General features: G+C 73.3%; 12 protein-coding genes. 5 read left to right on the top strand and 7 right to left on the bottom strand.

The features are described 5' to 3' along the window. Window positions 1-84: 84 nt before the first annotated feature. From ABZ865_RS15775 to ABZ865_RS15765, 3 genes are all read right to left on the bottom strand, one after another. A complete protein-coding gene (locus ABZ865_RS15775) occupies window positions 85-624 on the bottom strand; it encodes a nuclear transport factor 2 family protein (RefSeq protein ID WP_361229912.1) in 540 nt (179 codons plus the stop codon). Beyond that, window positions 621-1,535 carry a dihydropteroate synthase gene (gene folP / locus ABZ865_RS15770; RefSeq protein ID WP_361229910.1) on the bottom strand — a complete coding sequence of 305 codons (915 nt, stop codon included), beginning with the start codon at window positions 1,533-1,535 and terminating at the stop codon, window positions 621-623. Before folP ends, ABZ865_RS15775 begins: the two co-directional genes overlap by 4 nt. A gap of 160 nt (window positions 1,536-1,695) precedes the next feature. Next, window positions 1,696-3,510, bottom strand: coding sequence for a phosphatidylglycerol lysyltransferase domain-containing protein (locus ABZ865_RS15765; RefSeq protein ID WP_361229907.1), 1,815 nt, complete (start codon window positions 3,508-3,510; stop codon window positions 1,696-1,698). 229 nt (window positions 3,511-3,739) lie between these two features. Here ABZ865_RS15765 and ABZ865_RS15760 point away from each other — a divergent pair, with 229 nt between their 5' ends. Continuing rightward, window positions 3,740-4,867, top strand: coding sequence for an alpha/beta hydrolase-fold protein (locus ABZ865_RS15760; RefSeq protein ID WP_361229904.1), 1,128 nt, complete (start codon window positions 3,740-3,742; stop codon window positions 4,865-4,867). Window positions 4,868-4,983: 116 nt separating this feature from the next. Beyond that, window positions 4,984-6,309, top strand: coding sequence for a hypothetical protein (locus ABZ865_RS15755; protein ID WP_361229901.1), 1,326 nt, complete (start codon window positions 4,984-4,986; stop codon window positions 6,307-6,309). Window positions 6,310-6,424: 115 nt separating this feature from the next. On the opposite strand, the gene ABZ865_RS15750 is transcribed toward ABZ865_RS15755, so the two are convergent. Both ABZ865_RS15750 and ABZ865_RS15745 read right to left on the bottom strand, forming a co-directional pair. Then, the gene (locus tag ABZ865_RS15750; protein ID WP_361229898.1) at window positions 6,425-7,753 is read right to left on the bottom strand and encodes a PH domain-containing protein; all 1,329 of its coding nucleotides are present in this window, start codon (window positions 7,751-7,753) and stop codon (window positions 6,425-6,427) included. Beyond that, window positions 7,750-8,253 (bottom strand): PH domain-containing protein, encoded by a 504-nt coding sequence (locus ABZ865_RS15745; protein WP_361229895.1) that lies wholly within the window; start codon window positions 8,251-8,253, stop codon window positions 7,750-7,752. The genes ABZ865_RS15750 and ABZ865_RS15745 overlap by 4 nt, the downstream gene beginning before the upstream one ends. Before the next feature lie 31 nt (window positions 8,254-8,284). On the opposite strand from ABZ865_RS15745, the gene ABZ865_RS15740 reads away from it, so the two are divergent. Next, window positions 8,285-9,433, top strand: a complete 1,149-nt coding sequence (locus ABZ865_RS15740; protein WP_361229892.1) for an NADH-quinone oxidoreductase subunit D — start codon at window positions 8,285-8,287, stop codon at window positions 9,431-9,433. 25 nt (window positions 9,434-9,458) lie between these two features. On the opposite strand, the gene ABZ865_RS15735 is transcribed toward ABZ865_RS15740, so the two are convergent. Next, on the bottom strand, window positions 9,459-10,520 hold the full coding sequence (locus ABZ865_RS15735; RefSeq protein WP_361231164.1) for an SAM-dependent methyltransferase: 1,062 nt from the start codon (window positions 10,518-10,520) through the stop codon (window positions 9,459-9,461). Window positions 10,521-10,761: 241 nt separating this feature from the next. On the opposite strand from ABZ865_RS15735, the gene ABZ865_RS15730 reads away from it, so the two are divergent. Next, window positions 10,762-11,967, top strand: coding sequence for a sensor histidine kinase (locus ABZ865_RS15730; protein ID WP_361229889.1), 1,206 nt, complete (start codon window positions 10,762-10,764; stop codon window positions 11,965-11,967). Between the two features lie 75 nt (window positions 11,968-12,042). Further along, entirely contained in the window at window positions 12,043-12,714 is a 672-nt protein-coding gene (locus ABZ865_RS15725) for a response regulator transcription factor (RefSeq protein WP_361229886.1), read from the top strand. A gap of 196 nt (window positions 12,715-12,910) precedes the next feature. Here the strand turns inward: ABZ865_RS15725 and ABZ865_RS15720 are convergent, their stop codons facing one another. Further along, the gene (locus ABZ865_RS15720; RefSeq protein ID WP_361229883.1) at window positions 12,911-14,014 is read right to left on the bottom strand and encodes a DUF5937 family protein; all 1,104 of its coding nucleotides are present in this window, start codon (window positions 14,012-14,014) and stop codon (window positions 12,911-12,913) included. Window positions 14,015-14,029: the final 15 nt, after the last annotated feature.

Here is a 14,029-nt window from a genome sequence, read left to right as displayed (position 1 = left end):
CGCACCTACCCCGCGGTTCGTGATTCCAACCACTTCTTGGTCCCCGCGGCCCACTTCCCGTGCCCCGCGGGGGTACCGGACCGCTCAGGCGAGGGGACCGCCGTCGGGGTCGACGCCGTTCACGCCATGCTCGTCGCCCTCCTCGTCCTCGTCGGTCTCGGCCAGCACGGGGGAGGCGTGGTGGGACCAGATCTTCCAGCCCTGGGGGGTGCGCCGGAACACGTTGGTGGCGACGACGAGCTGTCCGACCAGGGGGCCGAGTTCCGCGCCGTCCGCGGGGGCGGGGCCACCGCTGAGGATGTTCTCGGTGCAGGTCACCAGGGCCGTGTCGCCGGTGACGGAGACATGGACGTCGGTGAGGAAGAACTGGATGTAGTCGGTGTTCGCCATGATCAGGGCGTACGACCTGAGGACCTCGCCGCGGCCGGTGAGCACCGGCCAGCCGGGGTGGACGCAGGAGATCACGCCGGTGTCCGTCGGGTCGTGGTACTCCTCGTCGACGCCCAGGTCGGCGGGGGTGAGCCAGAGGGCGGAGAGTTCCTCGAAGTCGCCGCGCTCCATCGCCTCGTAGAAGGCGGTGTTGGCGGCCTCCACCTGCTCGACATCGGTGTGCGGGGCGCTCACCGGGCTCCTTCCGCGGGGGGTGCCTGCGGTGCCGGGGCGGGGGAGGGTGCGGTGCGCGCCTCTTCCACGGCCCGCGCGACCCGTACCGCGTCGGCCGTGGCGCGCACCTCGTGCACGCGTACCGCCCACGCGCCGGCCTGTGCCGCGAGCGCGGAGACGGCGGCGGTGGCGGCGTCGCGCTCGCGGGCCGGCGGGGGTGCGCCGTCGGGGCCGGCGAGGACACGGCCGAGGAACCGCTTGCGGGAGGCGGCGACGAGCAGCGGGTGGCCAAGGGCGCGCAGCCGGTCGAGGCGGGCGAGCAGGGCGAGGTCGTGCTCGGCCTCCTTGGAGAAGCCGAGGCCGGGGTCGACGACGATCCGGTCGGGGGCGATGCCGCCCGCCAGCACGGCCTCCACGCGCGCGTGCAGTTCGTCCACGACTTCGGTGACGACGTCCTCGTAGACGCCCTTGACGTTGCCGTCCTGGAGGAAGCCGCGCCAGTGCATGACGACGAAGGGGGCGCCGGCGGCCGCGACCACGGGGATCATCGCGGGGTCGGCGAGACCGCCGCTGACGTCGTTGACGAGGGCGGCACCGGCGGCGAGGGCCTGCTCGGCGACGGAGGCGCGCATGGTGTCGACGGAGACGACCACGCCCTCGGAGGCGAGGCCGCGCACGACGGGGATGACCCGGCGCAGCTCCTCGGTCTCGTCGACCCGGGTGGCGCCGGGGCGGGTGGACTCACCGCCGACGTCGACGAGGTCCGCGCCCTCGGCGACCAGGTCCAGGCCGTGCTTGACGGCGACGGTCGTGTCGAACCAGCGGCCGCCGTCGGAGAAGGAATCGGGGGTCACGTTGACGACTCCCATGACCGCGCACCGGTCCCATGCCGGAAGGCCCGCCACTCGTCCGCGCCCGCTGTGGTTGTTCATACGTTCAGCGTAGGCCCAGGGGGGCGCCGCGAACGCGTCGCGGCCCGGACGGAGGCCCCTGTGCCGGAGGGGGCGGGCTTCCGTCCGGGCCGCCGGGACACGGACCGGGGGGGGCGAAGAGCCGGATCGGTCCGCGAGCCGGTCCGTGCGGCGAGTCGGTTCAGGCCGCGCGGACGTCGTGTTCCGCGACCGCGTGCGCGCAGGGGCGCGCGGCGGCCACTTTGCGCCGGCGCAGAGCGCGCGGCAGCGGGAGGGCGAGGTTGACGAAGCCCTCGGCCTGCATCGCGGCGAAGCCGATGCGGGGCAGGTCGGCGGAGGCGCGGTAGACCACGAAGCGCGGTTCCCAGCGCGGCTGGAACTTGGCGTTGAACTTGTACAGCGACTCGATCTGGAACCAGCGCGAGAGGAACACCAGCAGCCCGCGCCAGGCGCGCAGCACCGGCCCGGCGCCGATCTTCTCCCCGCGTGCGAGGGCGGAGCGGAACATCGCGAAGTTCAGCGAGACCCGGGTGATGCCGAACTTCGGGGCGGCCTGGAGGGCGGCCACGATGAGCAGTTCGTTCATGCCGGGGTCGGCGGTGCGGTCCCGGCGCATCAGGTCCAGGGAGGCGCCGTCCGGGCCCCAGGGCACGAAGTGCAGGATCGCCTTCAGGTCGCCGTACTCCCCGGGCTCGTCGTCCTGCTTGTGGGCGGTGGCGATCAGACAGTCGCCGTCGGCGGGGTCGCCGACGCGGCCGAGCGCCATGGAGAAGCCGCGCTCGGTGTCGGTGCCGCGCCAGTCCTCCGCGGCCCGCCGGATGCGCGCCAGTTCGGGCTCGCCGAGGTCACGGATGCGCCGTACCCGGGTTTCGTAGCCGGCTCGCTCGATGCGCTTGACCATCTGTCGCACGTTGCGCATCGCGCGTCCGGCGAGCGAGAAATCCGCCACCTCGACCACCGCCTCGTCGCCCAGCTCCAGGGCGTCCAGGCCGGTCTCGCGGGTCCAGACCTCGCCGCCGGTCTCCGAACAGCCCATGACCGCAGGGGTCCAGGAGTGGGCCTTGGCCTCGTCCATGAAGCGTTCGATGGCGCCGGGCCAGGCCTCGACGTCGCCGATCGGGTCGCCGCTGGCCAGCATCACCCCGGAGACGACGCGGTAGGTGACGGCCGCCTTGCCGCTGGGGGAGAAGACGACCGCCTTGTCGCGGCGCAGCGCGAAGTGGCCGAGGGAGTCGCGGCGGCCGTGCTTGTCCAGCAGGGCGCGGAGTTTGGCCTCGTCCTCCTCGGTGAGGCGGGCGGCCGGGTGTTCGGGCCGGAAGGCGAGGTAGATGGTGGTGACCGCGGTCAGCCAGCCGAGGGCGCCGAGGGAGAAGGCGACCGTCCAGGACGTGGTGCCGTCGTAGTCCAGGGGGCCCTCGAAGCCGAACAGGCCGTAGACGACGTGCGTCAGCCGGTCGGCCAGGCTCGGGTCGCCGACCATGCGGTTCGGGTGGGCGCTGACGATGACCAGGCCGAGGACGAGCGAACCCGCCGCCATGAGAACGAAGTTGGCCAGTGCCCGCCAGCGGCTGCGTGGGTCGGGCAGGGCCGCGAACTCGTCGCGGTGCCGTAGCAGCACCACCAGGAGCGCCGCCGAGATGAGCGCGCCGGCGACCGAGTGCCGGTACACGAACTGGGCGACGGCGCCGGCCGGCAGCAGCACGGCCGCGGCACGCCACGCCCGGCGCTTGCGCCGCCTGAGCCCGTGCGCCAGCAGCAGCAACAGCACGCCGTCCGCGAGCGAGACGGCCGCCGCGAAGGGCCCGAAGGAGCCGGGCAGCACCTCGGCCATCGCGTGCATACGGCTGTGGCGGAAGCGGGGGAAGACACCCCCGGCGATGTCCAGGACGCCCACGAGGACGCACGCCCTGGCGATGAGCGTGGGAACGGCCTCGGGGCGGGGGCCGCGCAGTATGCGCCGCGCCCGGCTTGATCGGCCCGGAACCCCACCCGACATTTCCCCATCTATCCTGACAGACATCGCATCCCGTAGTTCTGCGAGAGACCTTGAAACCCGGTGCCGATCAGGGCATCCGGCGACATTGCGCCCTCTAGGACGGTGTCTCGGGGAGTGAGGTTCATTCCCCTCCGGAAAGTCGGGTCAAAGGCCAAGGAAAGCCTCGGGCAAGCCCTCGCAACGAATGTGTGGGCAGGTCAGGGCGGAAAGCGCAGGCAGGAAACAGCCCATGGGACTCACGAGCAACAAAGTGCTGGTGCTGGCGGTCGCGTTGGCGGCGGTGCTCTTCGTCGCGACGGTGTGGTGGTGGCCGCGGCTGGCCCGGCGGACCTGGTGGTCCGTCAGCGGACGCGTCGGGATTCTCCTCGCCACCCAGCTGGCGCTCTTCGGTTCCCTGGGGATCGCCGCCAACCAGGCTTTCGGCTTCTACGCCAGCTGGGCGGACCTGTTCGGCCAGGAGACCGACCAGGGTGTCGTCATCGACCACAGCACCAACGGCGGTACGGGCGGCCCGCTCCAGGTGATCTCCACCTCCAAGGTGCAGGGCGTGAACGGCTCGCGGCCGCAGACGACCGGTCAGATCCAGAAGGTCGACATCGTGGGCCGCAAGACCCACCTCGCCACACCGGCGTACGTCTACCTGCCGCCCGAGTACTTCCAGCCGCAGTACCGCACGCGTACGTTCCCGGCGGCCGTCGTCCTGACCGGCTACCCCGGTACGGCCCAGGCGCTGGTGAACAAGCTGCACTACCCGCAGACCGCGCAGAGCCTCGCCAAGGACGGGCGGATGCAGCCGATGATCCTGGTGATGCTGCGGCCGACCGTGGCGCCGCCGCGGGACACCGAGTGCGTGGACATCCCGGGCGGCCCGCAGGCGGAGACGTTTTTCGCCAAGGATCTGCCGGACGCCGTGCTCGCCCACTACCGGGTCGGCAAGCGGCCCGGCAGCTGGGGCATCGTCGGCGACTCCACCGGCGGCTACTGCGCGCTGAAGCTCGCCATGCACCACCCGAACGTCTACGCCGCCGCCGCGGGCCTGTCGCCGTACTACAAGGCGCCGATCGACCCCACGACCGGTGACCTCTTCCACGGCGACAAGACCCTGCAGAATCGTGCCGACCTGTGGTGGCTCCTGCAGCACGAGGCCGCGCCCGACACCTCGCTGCTCGTCACCAGCAGCAAGATCGGCGAGCACAACTACAAGGACACGCTCAGGTTCATAGAGCGGGTGCAGGCCACGAACCGGACCCGGATCTCGTCGATCATCCTCGACAGCGGCGGACACAACTTCAACACCTGGCGACGGGAGATCCCGGCGACCCTGCAGTGGCTCAGCGGACGGCTGTCCGACCGCTGAGCGGACGCCGCGGACGCGCTGTGCGGACAACGCCGACGCATGTGCGGCCCGCGGTGTGGCCGTGTTTTTACGGTGCGGGGGTCCACGATTCCCCTACGCGCGGTAAGTTTCTGGCCATGCCACGTGGACGCCACCGCCATTCCCCGCCTTTGCACCGGCTGTTGCCGCCCTCGGTGATCGCCGGTGTCTCCGTCGTCTGCGCGCTGGGTCCCTGGGTGTTCTCCGAGGCCACGGTGCTGCGCCTGCTGGCCGGGGCCGCCGCGGTGACGGCGGTCCTCGGCGCGGTCGTGATGCGCCGCTGGGACGCGCAGGCCGGCAAGCAGGTCGCCGACCTCACGCGCGCGCGTGCCAGCGACGAGTGGCGGTTCGAGGAACGGGTCGCCGAACTGGAGACCGACCTGGAGGAGTCGCGCGAGCTGCGCACCCGGCTGGAGCAGCGGCTGCGCGCCAAGCGCGCCGAGCTGGCCGGGCTGCGCAACGAGCACGCGGCCCTGCTGCGCCGGTACGCCACCGCGGAGACCGAGCGCGCGAGCGCCCTGGAGGGGCGCCGGCTGCTGGAACTCGAGACGGTCGCGCCGTCCGGTGTGCCCGCGCTGCCGCCGGCGCGGCAGCCGGAGGCGCCGGCGGTGGAGGCCGAGGAGAAGCAGGACGAGCCGGACCAGCCGGAGCACCCTGCCGTGTTCTCGGCCGAGGGCGCGAGCCTGTACCGGCGGGCCGCGGAGGCGCTGGCAGGGTTCGACGGCGAGGCGTCCGGGATGCCGGAGTCCGAGGCGGCCGGGTCCGTGGAGTCCGAAGCTGCTGAGCCGGGGTCTGCTGAGCCCGAGGCCGCCGAGTCCGAGGTCGCTGAGTCCGTGGCCGCCGAGTCCGAGTCGGCTGACCCTGAGTCCGCCGAGCACGAGGCCGTCGCCGAGGTCGCCGTAGTCGCCAAAGGAGCCAAAGGAGAAGGCGCTGCGGAGGGCGTGAGCGAAGCGTCCGTCGCTGTCGGGGACGAGGGCCGGGATCTGGAGTCGGCCGATCCGGCCGTTGCAGTCGACGCAGGCGGCGCGGCCGACGCGGCCGAAGGGCATGCGCGCGTGGCCGCCCCGGAGCGGCCCGCCCTGCCCGCCACGTCCCAAGTGCAGCAGCCCGCCGGGCACTTCACGGTGCCGACCGCCGTGGCCGTCGTACCGGCCGCGCCCGCTCGGCGCCCGATGGTCGAGGGCGGGTTCGATTTCTTCGGCACCCAGAAGCAGACGTCGTCCGCCGCGCTGGACTCCGTGCAGAACGAGGACCTCGCGGACGTCGTGGGCCAGGAGGCGCTCGCTCTGCACAAGGCCGAGACCGAGGCCGAGTTCAAGCCCGCCGACGCCGGGTCGCGCGGCATCGGCCAGGTCATCGACCTCACCGCACACGACGAGACCGAGCAGATCGACATCCAGGGCCTGCGCAGCGCGGCGTCCTGAACCGACCGGCCCGACCGGCCCGACGCACCCAAGAGCCCGGCTCCCCCACGGGGGTGAGCCGGGCTCAGGCGTTCCCAGAGGCCTGCCGGGGCCGGGGGCCCGGGAATGCCGAGGGTCAGGCCATCCAGCGGTCCGGGCGGGCCGTCCTGCGGCCGGTACGGGAGCGGGCCGCCTGGGCGTGGAGGAGGCGGGCGGCCTCCTCGGCGTCGCGCAGGCGGGCCGTGACGGTCTTGTCGGCCCCGGTGTCCACATGGACGTCGGCGAGGCGCCACAGGCGCCCCCAGGGGCCCTGAGTGAGCCGTACGCTCTGCACCTTCGCGTGCGGGACCAGGGACAGGCGGCGGCGCAGCAGGCCGTGCCGCGCGGCGAAGACCGTGTCGGTGACGGCGAGGCCGTGTCCGCGCCACCACACCGGCACGCACCGGCCGGCCCGCCGCGGCGGGCGGGACAGGGACGCGGGGACGGCCACGCCGGGCAGCACGCGCGCGACGACGGACTCGGCGACCGCGCGCGGGGCGACCGGGACCAGCACGGAGTTCGCCGACCCGGCCACGTCCAGCTCCACCCGCACCCAGCCGAACGGCCGCCACAGCAGCGGCTCCACGATCCGCACCGTCTGCACGCGCCCCGGCGGCACCGTCTCGTGCGTGCGGTCGAGCAGGCCGTGGTCGAGGCGCAGTCCGTCTGGGGACTCGCTCACCGTCCAGTCGTACTCGGTGGCGAACCGCCCCGCGCTGCTGCCCACCGCGCCGCCGAGCAGCGGGACGGCGGCGGCGAGAACGGTCCACACGCTGTGCAGGGTGAGCCACAGGACGGGCGGTACGACGAGCCCGGCGGCGAGGTAGAGCCAGGTGGCGCCCGACAGCGTCAGGGAGAGCGCGAGCCCGCGCGGGGGCACGTGCAACAGCTCGTGCGCCGGCGCCTCGCCGACCTCGTGCGCCGTCTCGGGCGCGAAGCCGGCCGCGCGCGCGAGCAGCTCCGCACGCAGGGCGCTCGCCTCCTGCTCACCCAGGAAGGCGAGTTCGTCCTTCTTCTCGGCCCCGAGGACATCGATCCGCAGCTTGGCGACGCCCGCCACGCGCCCGAGGAGCGGACGCGTGAGGTCGACGGCCTGGATGCGCTCCAGCCGGATGTGCGCGGTGCGCCGGAACAGCAGCCCGGTGCGGATGCGCAGCTCGGTGTCGGTGACCGCGAAGTGCGTGAACCACCAGGACAGGAAGCCGTACAGCCCGGCCGCCGGGACCAGCACGCTGAGCCCCACCAGGAGCATGGTGCCGGTCAGTCGCGTCAGCTGCTCCTGCGCGGCGTTCGGGTCGTGCGCGGCCCACCCGAAGAGCACGGCGACCGGCGCCCACGCCCGCCGGAAGGGCGTGACGGGATGCAGCCGCCGCTCGGCTATCGCCTCGCCGTCCGGTGCGCCGGGCTCCGCGTCCGGGGTCGTCACAGGCCCGCCGATCGGGCCTCGCCCAGCTCGGTGAGGCGGTCGCGCAGCCGTTCGGCCTCGGCCGGGTCGAGGCCCGGGATGGTCGCGTCGGTCGCGGCGGCCGCGGTGTGCAGCTGTACGCCGGCCAGCCCGAAGTACCGCTCGACCGGCCCGGAGGTGACCTCCACCAGCTGCATCCGCCCGTACGGCACCACGGTCTCCTCGCGCCACAGCACGCCCCGGCTGATCAGCAGGTCGTCGGCGCGCTCGGCGTACCGCCAGGAGCGCCAGTTGCGGCCGAGCAGCCGCCAGCACCAGGCGCCGAGCGCCAGGGGCACCAGCGCGAACGCCGCCCACGCGGGCCCGGCGAGCAGGCCGGGCAGCAGCCCCACCACCAGGGCGATCAGCCCCGTCCACACCACCAGCAGCAGCCGGCGCATGCGCAGCAGACCGGGCGGCAGCCCGCGCCACTCCGGTTCGTCCTGCCCCGCCTCCGTGTTTTCCGGGCTCCCCGTCTCCATGGGGCCAGGGTACGTAGGGGAGACTGGGGCCATGACTGCGACGGAGACCACGGTCGGCATCGGCGGCGCCGCCGAGAGCACCGACATGGTGCTCAACATCGGCCCTCAGCACCCGTCCACGCACGGGGTGCTGCGCCTGCGGCTCGTGCTGGACGGCGAGCGCATCAGGCACGCGGAGCCGGTGATCGGTTACATGCACCGGGGCGCGGAGAAGCTCTTCGAGGCGCGCGACTACCGCCAGATCATCATGCTCGCCAACCGCCACGACTGGCTGTCGGCGTTCTCCAACGAGCTGGGCGTGGTCCTCGCCGTCGAGCGGATGCTCGGCATGGAGGTCCCCGAGCGCGCGGTGTGGACGCGCACGCTGCTCGCCGAGCTGAACCGGGTGCTGAACCACCTGATGTTCCTCGGGTCGTACCCGCTGGAGCTCGGCGGTATCACCCCGATCTTCTACGCCTTCCGGGAGCGCGAGGAGCTCCAGCACGTCATGGAGGAGATCTCCGGCGGGCGCATGCACTACATGTTCAACCGCGTCGGGGGCCTGAAGGAGGACCTGCCGGCCGGATGGACCGCACGCGCGCGTGCCGCCGTGGCGGACGTGCGCTCGCGCATGGACCGGTTCGACGACCTGGTGCTCGGCAACGAGATCTTCCGGGGGCGCACGCGGGACGTGGGCAGGCTCGCGCCGGAGACCGTGCACGCCTACGGCGTGAGCGGGCCCATCGCGCGCGCCTCGGGCGTCGACTTCGACCTGCGCCGCGACGAGCCGTACCTGGCGTACGGGGAGCTCCAGGACACGCTGAAGGTCGTCACCCGGAGCGAGGGCGACTGCCTCGCCCGCTTCGAGTGCCTGCTGGAGCAGACCCACAACGCGCTGGACCTCGCCGACGCGTGCCTGGACCGGCTCGCCGAGCTGCCGCCCGGCCCGATCAACCAGCGGCTGCCCAAGGTGCTGAAGGCACCCGAGGGGCACACGTACGCGTGGACCGAGAACCCGCTCGGGATCAACGGCTACTACCTGGTCAGCAAGGGTGAGAAGACGCCGTACCGGCTGAAGCTGCGCTCGGCCTCGTACAACAACATCCAGGCGCTGACCGAGCTGCTGCCGGGGACGCTGGTGGCGGACATGGTGGCGATCCTGGGGTCGATGTTCTTCGTGGTCGGCGACATCGACAAATAGGGCACCCCGCAGCCCGACAGCGGGCCTAGAGGAGTGGGTCCGGGATTCCAACCGGCTGGAGAAGCCAGCCGAAGTCGCCGAGGCCGCCCGGTGCGGTGAGTTCGGCGGCCTCCCCGGCGCTCGCGAGGGCGCGCACGTAGGCCGTGGGGTCCGTGGAAGCGAGCGTGAGGGGAGGGCGTGCGCCGGTGACGTCCAGGGCGCGCAACGCGTCGCGCTGGCTGAGGAGCCGCGCGGCGGGGAGCGTGCGCGCTGTGTCGCTGGGCGCGCGGGGAGCCGTGTGCGCCGCTTCGGAGGGCGTGCGCGCCGTGTTCGGGTCCCTACGACAGGACTCGCCCGCCGCTTCAGGGAACGCGCGCGCCGTGCGGGCCGCCGCGACGGCGTCCAGCGCGACGTGCGCCGTGATGTCGCACGACCCGTCCGGCACGGGTGCCGTCTCGCGCCCTTCCCGGAAGCCGGTGAGGGTGCCGTACGGGGGGCGCGCGTCGGCGGTGTGCGCGTAGTCCACGGCGACCGCGAGTCCCCGGACGACCCGGTCCACGACGGCAGCCCACGCCAGGTCCCGGGGCCGCCCGATCTCCGCCCGCAGCCCCTCCTCTGGCGGCAGCGGCCACCACCGCGCCAGCCAGTCCGCGTCCGCGCCCGCCACCGGCTCCCCGAGCCGCTCGGCGCCGTCCGCCGCGACCAGCACCAGGCGGGGCACGCCCGCGGAGTCCACCTCGGCGACGTCCACGGGCACGTTGTCCAGCCACTCGTTGGCGAACAGCAGACCCGTCACCGCCTCCGGCGGTTCGCTCAGCCAGGTGATCCGTTCGTCCAGGTCCGCCGGACGGTCGGCGATCTCGACTGCGTATCCGCGCGCGCGGGCGGCCACGTCGGCCGGCAGGGCGGCGAGGACGCCGGTGACCAGCTCGCCCCGTCCCGCCCCCATGTCGACGAAGTCCAGCACCTCGGGCCGGCCCAGCGCCTCGTCGACCCGGCACAGCAGCCGGGCCACGGCCCCGGCGAACAGCGGCGAGGCGTGCACGGACGTACGGAAGTGCCCGGCCGGTCCCTCGGGCCGCCGGTAGAAGCCGCCGGGGCCGTACAGCGCCGCCTCGGTCGCGGCCCGCCAGCCGCGCCGGGCGCCGTGCCCGCCGCCCCGCCGGCCTCCCGACGCCGCGCCGGCCCCGGTTTCCCCCGCCCCGATCGCCCTCGCCGTCTCATCCGTCACCGGAACAGACTAGGCGCACAGGTGATCACTGCATCCACCTTGCGGAGTACGCGCGCCCGGCGCGGATCGGCCCTCCGGTTGACCCCTGCACGCATCCGGTTTCCCTACTCTGGGTTACGTGCAGCGCCTCTATGACTTCCTCCGCCGCCACCCGACCTGGGTCGACTCCTTCTGGGCCGTCGTCCTGTTCGGGCTCTCCGGCGTGAGCGTGGTGAACCTGAACGGGGCGCCGGACCACCACGGATCCATCGCCGCGGGCATGGCCGTGTCCGCCGTCCTGTGCGTGGTCGTCGCGCTGCGCCGCCGCTTCCCCGAGGCGATGCTGCTGCTGGCCCTGGCGACCGGGCTCGCCCAGCTGATCATGAACGTCGAGACGATCATCGCCGATTTCGCGATGCTGGTGATCACCTACACGGTCGCCACGATGGGCGCCCGCTGGGCGTCCCGGCTCTCGCTCACCGTGAGCCTGGGCGCGGCGACGCTGGCCCAGATCCGCTGGCCCGCCCAGCACACGAGCTTCCTCGGGCAGATCGCGATAGCCGTGTTCCAGACCGTCCCGTTCGCCCTCGCCTGGGTCCTCGGCGACTCCATGCGCACCCGCCGGGCCTATTTCGCCCAGTTGGAGGAGCGCGCCGCCCGGCTGGAGAAGGAGCGTGAGGCGCAGGCCAAGGTCGCGGTCGCCGCCGAGCGCGCCCGGATCGCGCGCGAGCTGCACGACGTGGTCGCGCACAACGTGTCGGTGATGGTGGTCCAGGCCGACGGCGCCGCCTACGTCCTCGACGCCGCCCCCGACCAGGCGAAGAAGGCCCTGGAGACGATCTCCTCCACCGGCCGCCAGGCCCTCGCCGAGATGCGGCGCCTGCTGGGCGTGCTGCGCACCGGCGAGCACCAGGAGAGCGGGGAGTACGTCCCCCAGCCCGACGTCGAGCAGATCGACGAGCTCATCGAGCAGTGCCGCAGCTCCGGCCTGCCCGTCGACTTCAAGGTCGAGGGCACCCCGCGCCCGCTGCCCAGCGGGGTGGAGCTGACCGCGTACCGCATCGTGCAGGAGGCGCTCACCAACACCCGCAAGCACGGCGGGCCCAACACGGGCGCGAGCGTGCGGCTGGTCTACTTCGACGACGGGCTCGGCCTGCTCGTCGAGGACGACGGCAAGGGCGCCCCGCACGAGCTGTACGAGGAGGGCGGCGCCGACGGCCAGGGGCACGGCCTGATCGGCATGCGCGAGCGGGTCGGCATGGTCGGCGGCACCCTGGACGCCGGCCCGCGCCCGGGCGGAGGATTCCGCATCAGCGTGCTGCTGCCGCTCAAACCGGCGCACTGACGCTGCCGCGCGCTCCCTGTTGACGCCTGTAACACCCCTGCCGCCGAAGATGCCAAAGACACGGAAGAGGACCCGATGACGATCCGCGTGATGCTCGTCGACGACCAGGTGCTGCTGCGCACCGGGTTCCGGATGGTGCTCGCCGCCCAGCCGGACATGGAGGTCGTCGCGGAGGCGGGCGACGGCGTCGAGGCCCTCCAGGTGGCGCGCGCCACCGACGTCGACGTGGTCCTGATGGATGTCCGCATGCCCAAGCTGGACGGCGTCGAGGCCACCCGGCGGATCTGCGCGGAGCCCAATCCGCCGAAGGTGATCATCCTGACCACCTTCGACCTGGACGAGTACGCCTTCTCCGGGCTGAAGGCGGGCGCCTCCGGCTTCATGCTCAAGGACGTGCCGCCGGGCGAGCTGCTGACCGCGATCCGCGCGGTGCACAGCGGCGACGCGGTCGTGGCGCCCTCCACCACCCGGCGTCTGCTGGACCGGTTCGCACCGATGCTGCCCTCCGCCGGCCGGGAGCCCCAGCACAAGGAGCTGGAGCGGCTGACCGACCGTGAGCGCGAGGTCATGGTGCTGGTCGCGCAGGGCCTGTCGAACGGCGAGATCGCCGCCCGGCTGGTGCTGTCCGAGGCGACCGTGAAGACCCACGTGGGCCGCATCCTGACCAAGCTCGGGCTGCGGGACCGGGTGCAGGTGGTGGTGCTGGCGTACGAGACGGGGCTGGTCCGCGCGGGCGGCAACGGCTGACCCGGACCGCGCGCGGGCGCGACACGGCCCGCGGTCCGCAGTGGTTGGCCAGCGTCAGCCGTGGCCGGACGCCGACCGCCCGGACCTCGACCGCTCGGATCCCGGCCGCCTGAACGTCGGCCGCCCGGACCTCGACCGCTCGGACCCCGGCCGCCTGAACGTCGGCCGCTCGGACCTCGGCCGCTCCGGGCCCGCGTCAGCGCAGTACGCCCTCGATGAAGTCGCTGCCCAGTCGGGCCACCGCCGACAGGTCCAGCTGGTGCTGCACGTACCGGCCCCGGCGGCAGTTGGTGATCAGGCCCGCCTTCTTCAGCACCGCGAGGTGCCGGGATATCTCGGGCGCCGACATGCCGTGCGCGTCGGCCAGCTCGCTCGTGGTGTGCGGGGCGCGGGCCAGGTGCCGGCACAGCCGGATCCGCACCGGGTGGGCCAGCGCCTCCAGCCGGCGTGTGAGCTGTTCGACGGAGGGTGCCTGCGGGCGGGAGCGGCTGACCGGGTAGGTGATCGTGGGCTGCCAGCCGAAGCGGTGCAGGACCATCAGATGCGGCTGGCCGAGGCTGGTCGGCACCAGGACCAGGCCGCCGTCGCCGGTCGCCGTGCGGCCCACGACGAGCTTGTCGATCGTGATGAGCGCGGCTTCCTCGTCGAGCGAGACGGCACCCGAGAGCGAGGACAGCGCCTCGCCGAGGCCCTTGTGCCGCAGCAGCTCGGTCTTGTGCCGGGCGTCCGCGGCGAGTTGGGGCTGGATCCGCGCCCATGTGTCGGCGAAGAAGGCCTCGTCGCAGTCGAGCACGAGCTTGCGGAACCAGGCGCGCACGGCCGGCGGATCCTCCAGCAGCTGCCGGGCGATCCGCTCCTGCGCGGTGCCGCGCGCGGCGGCCAGTTCCAGGACGCGCCGCCGCAGTGCCGGGTCGTCCAGCGGCCCGTCCTCCTGGACGTCGTAGCGCAGCAGGCAGGTGAACTCCAGGGCGGCGTCGACGAACTGTTCGTCCGTCAGCTTGTCCAGCAGGTCCAGCTCCTCGGCGAGCGTGGCGCCCGGGAGCGTGCGCAGGCCGGGGATGCCGGCGAACGGGGCGAAGACGTCCGAGAACGTCGTGCGCCACAGGAAGTCGGCCTCGCACAGCCGGTCGGCCAGGCACGGGTCCATCCGGGAGGAGACGGCGGTCGCCCAGCCCTGCAGCTCCGGGTGGTGGCCGGGCTCGCTGAGCGCGTGCAGGGCCATCCCCAGCTCCGCCAGCGGAGAGGGCACGACGGACACCCGCTCCGACGGCAGCCCGGTGATGTCGATGGTCACGCTCATGGCTCCCATCGTGCA

Origin of the sequence: Streptomyces sp. NPDC047085, from assembly GCF_040643735.1 — a bacterium.
Lineage (GTDB): Bacteria > Actinomycetota > Actinomycetes > Streptomycetales > Streptomycetaceae > Streptomyces.
This window is presented reverse-complemented; position numbering and strand designations above follow the sequence as displayed.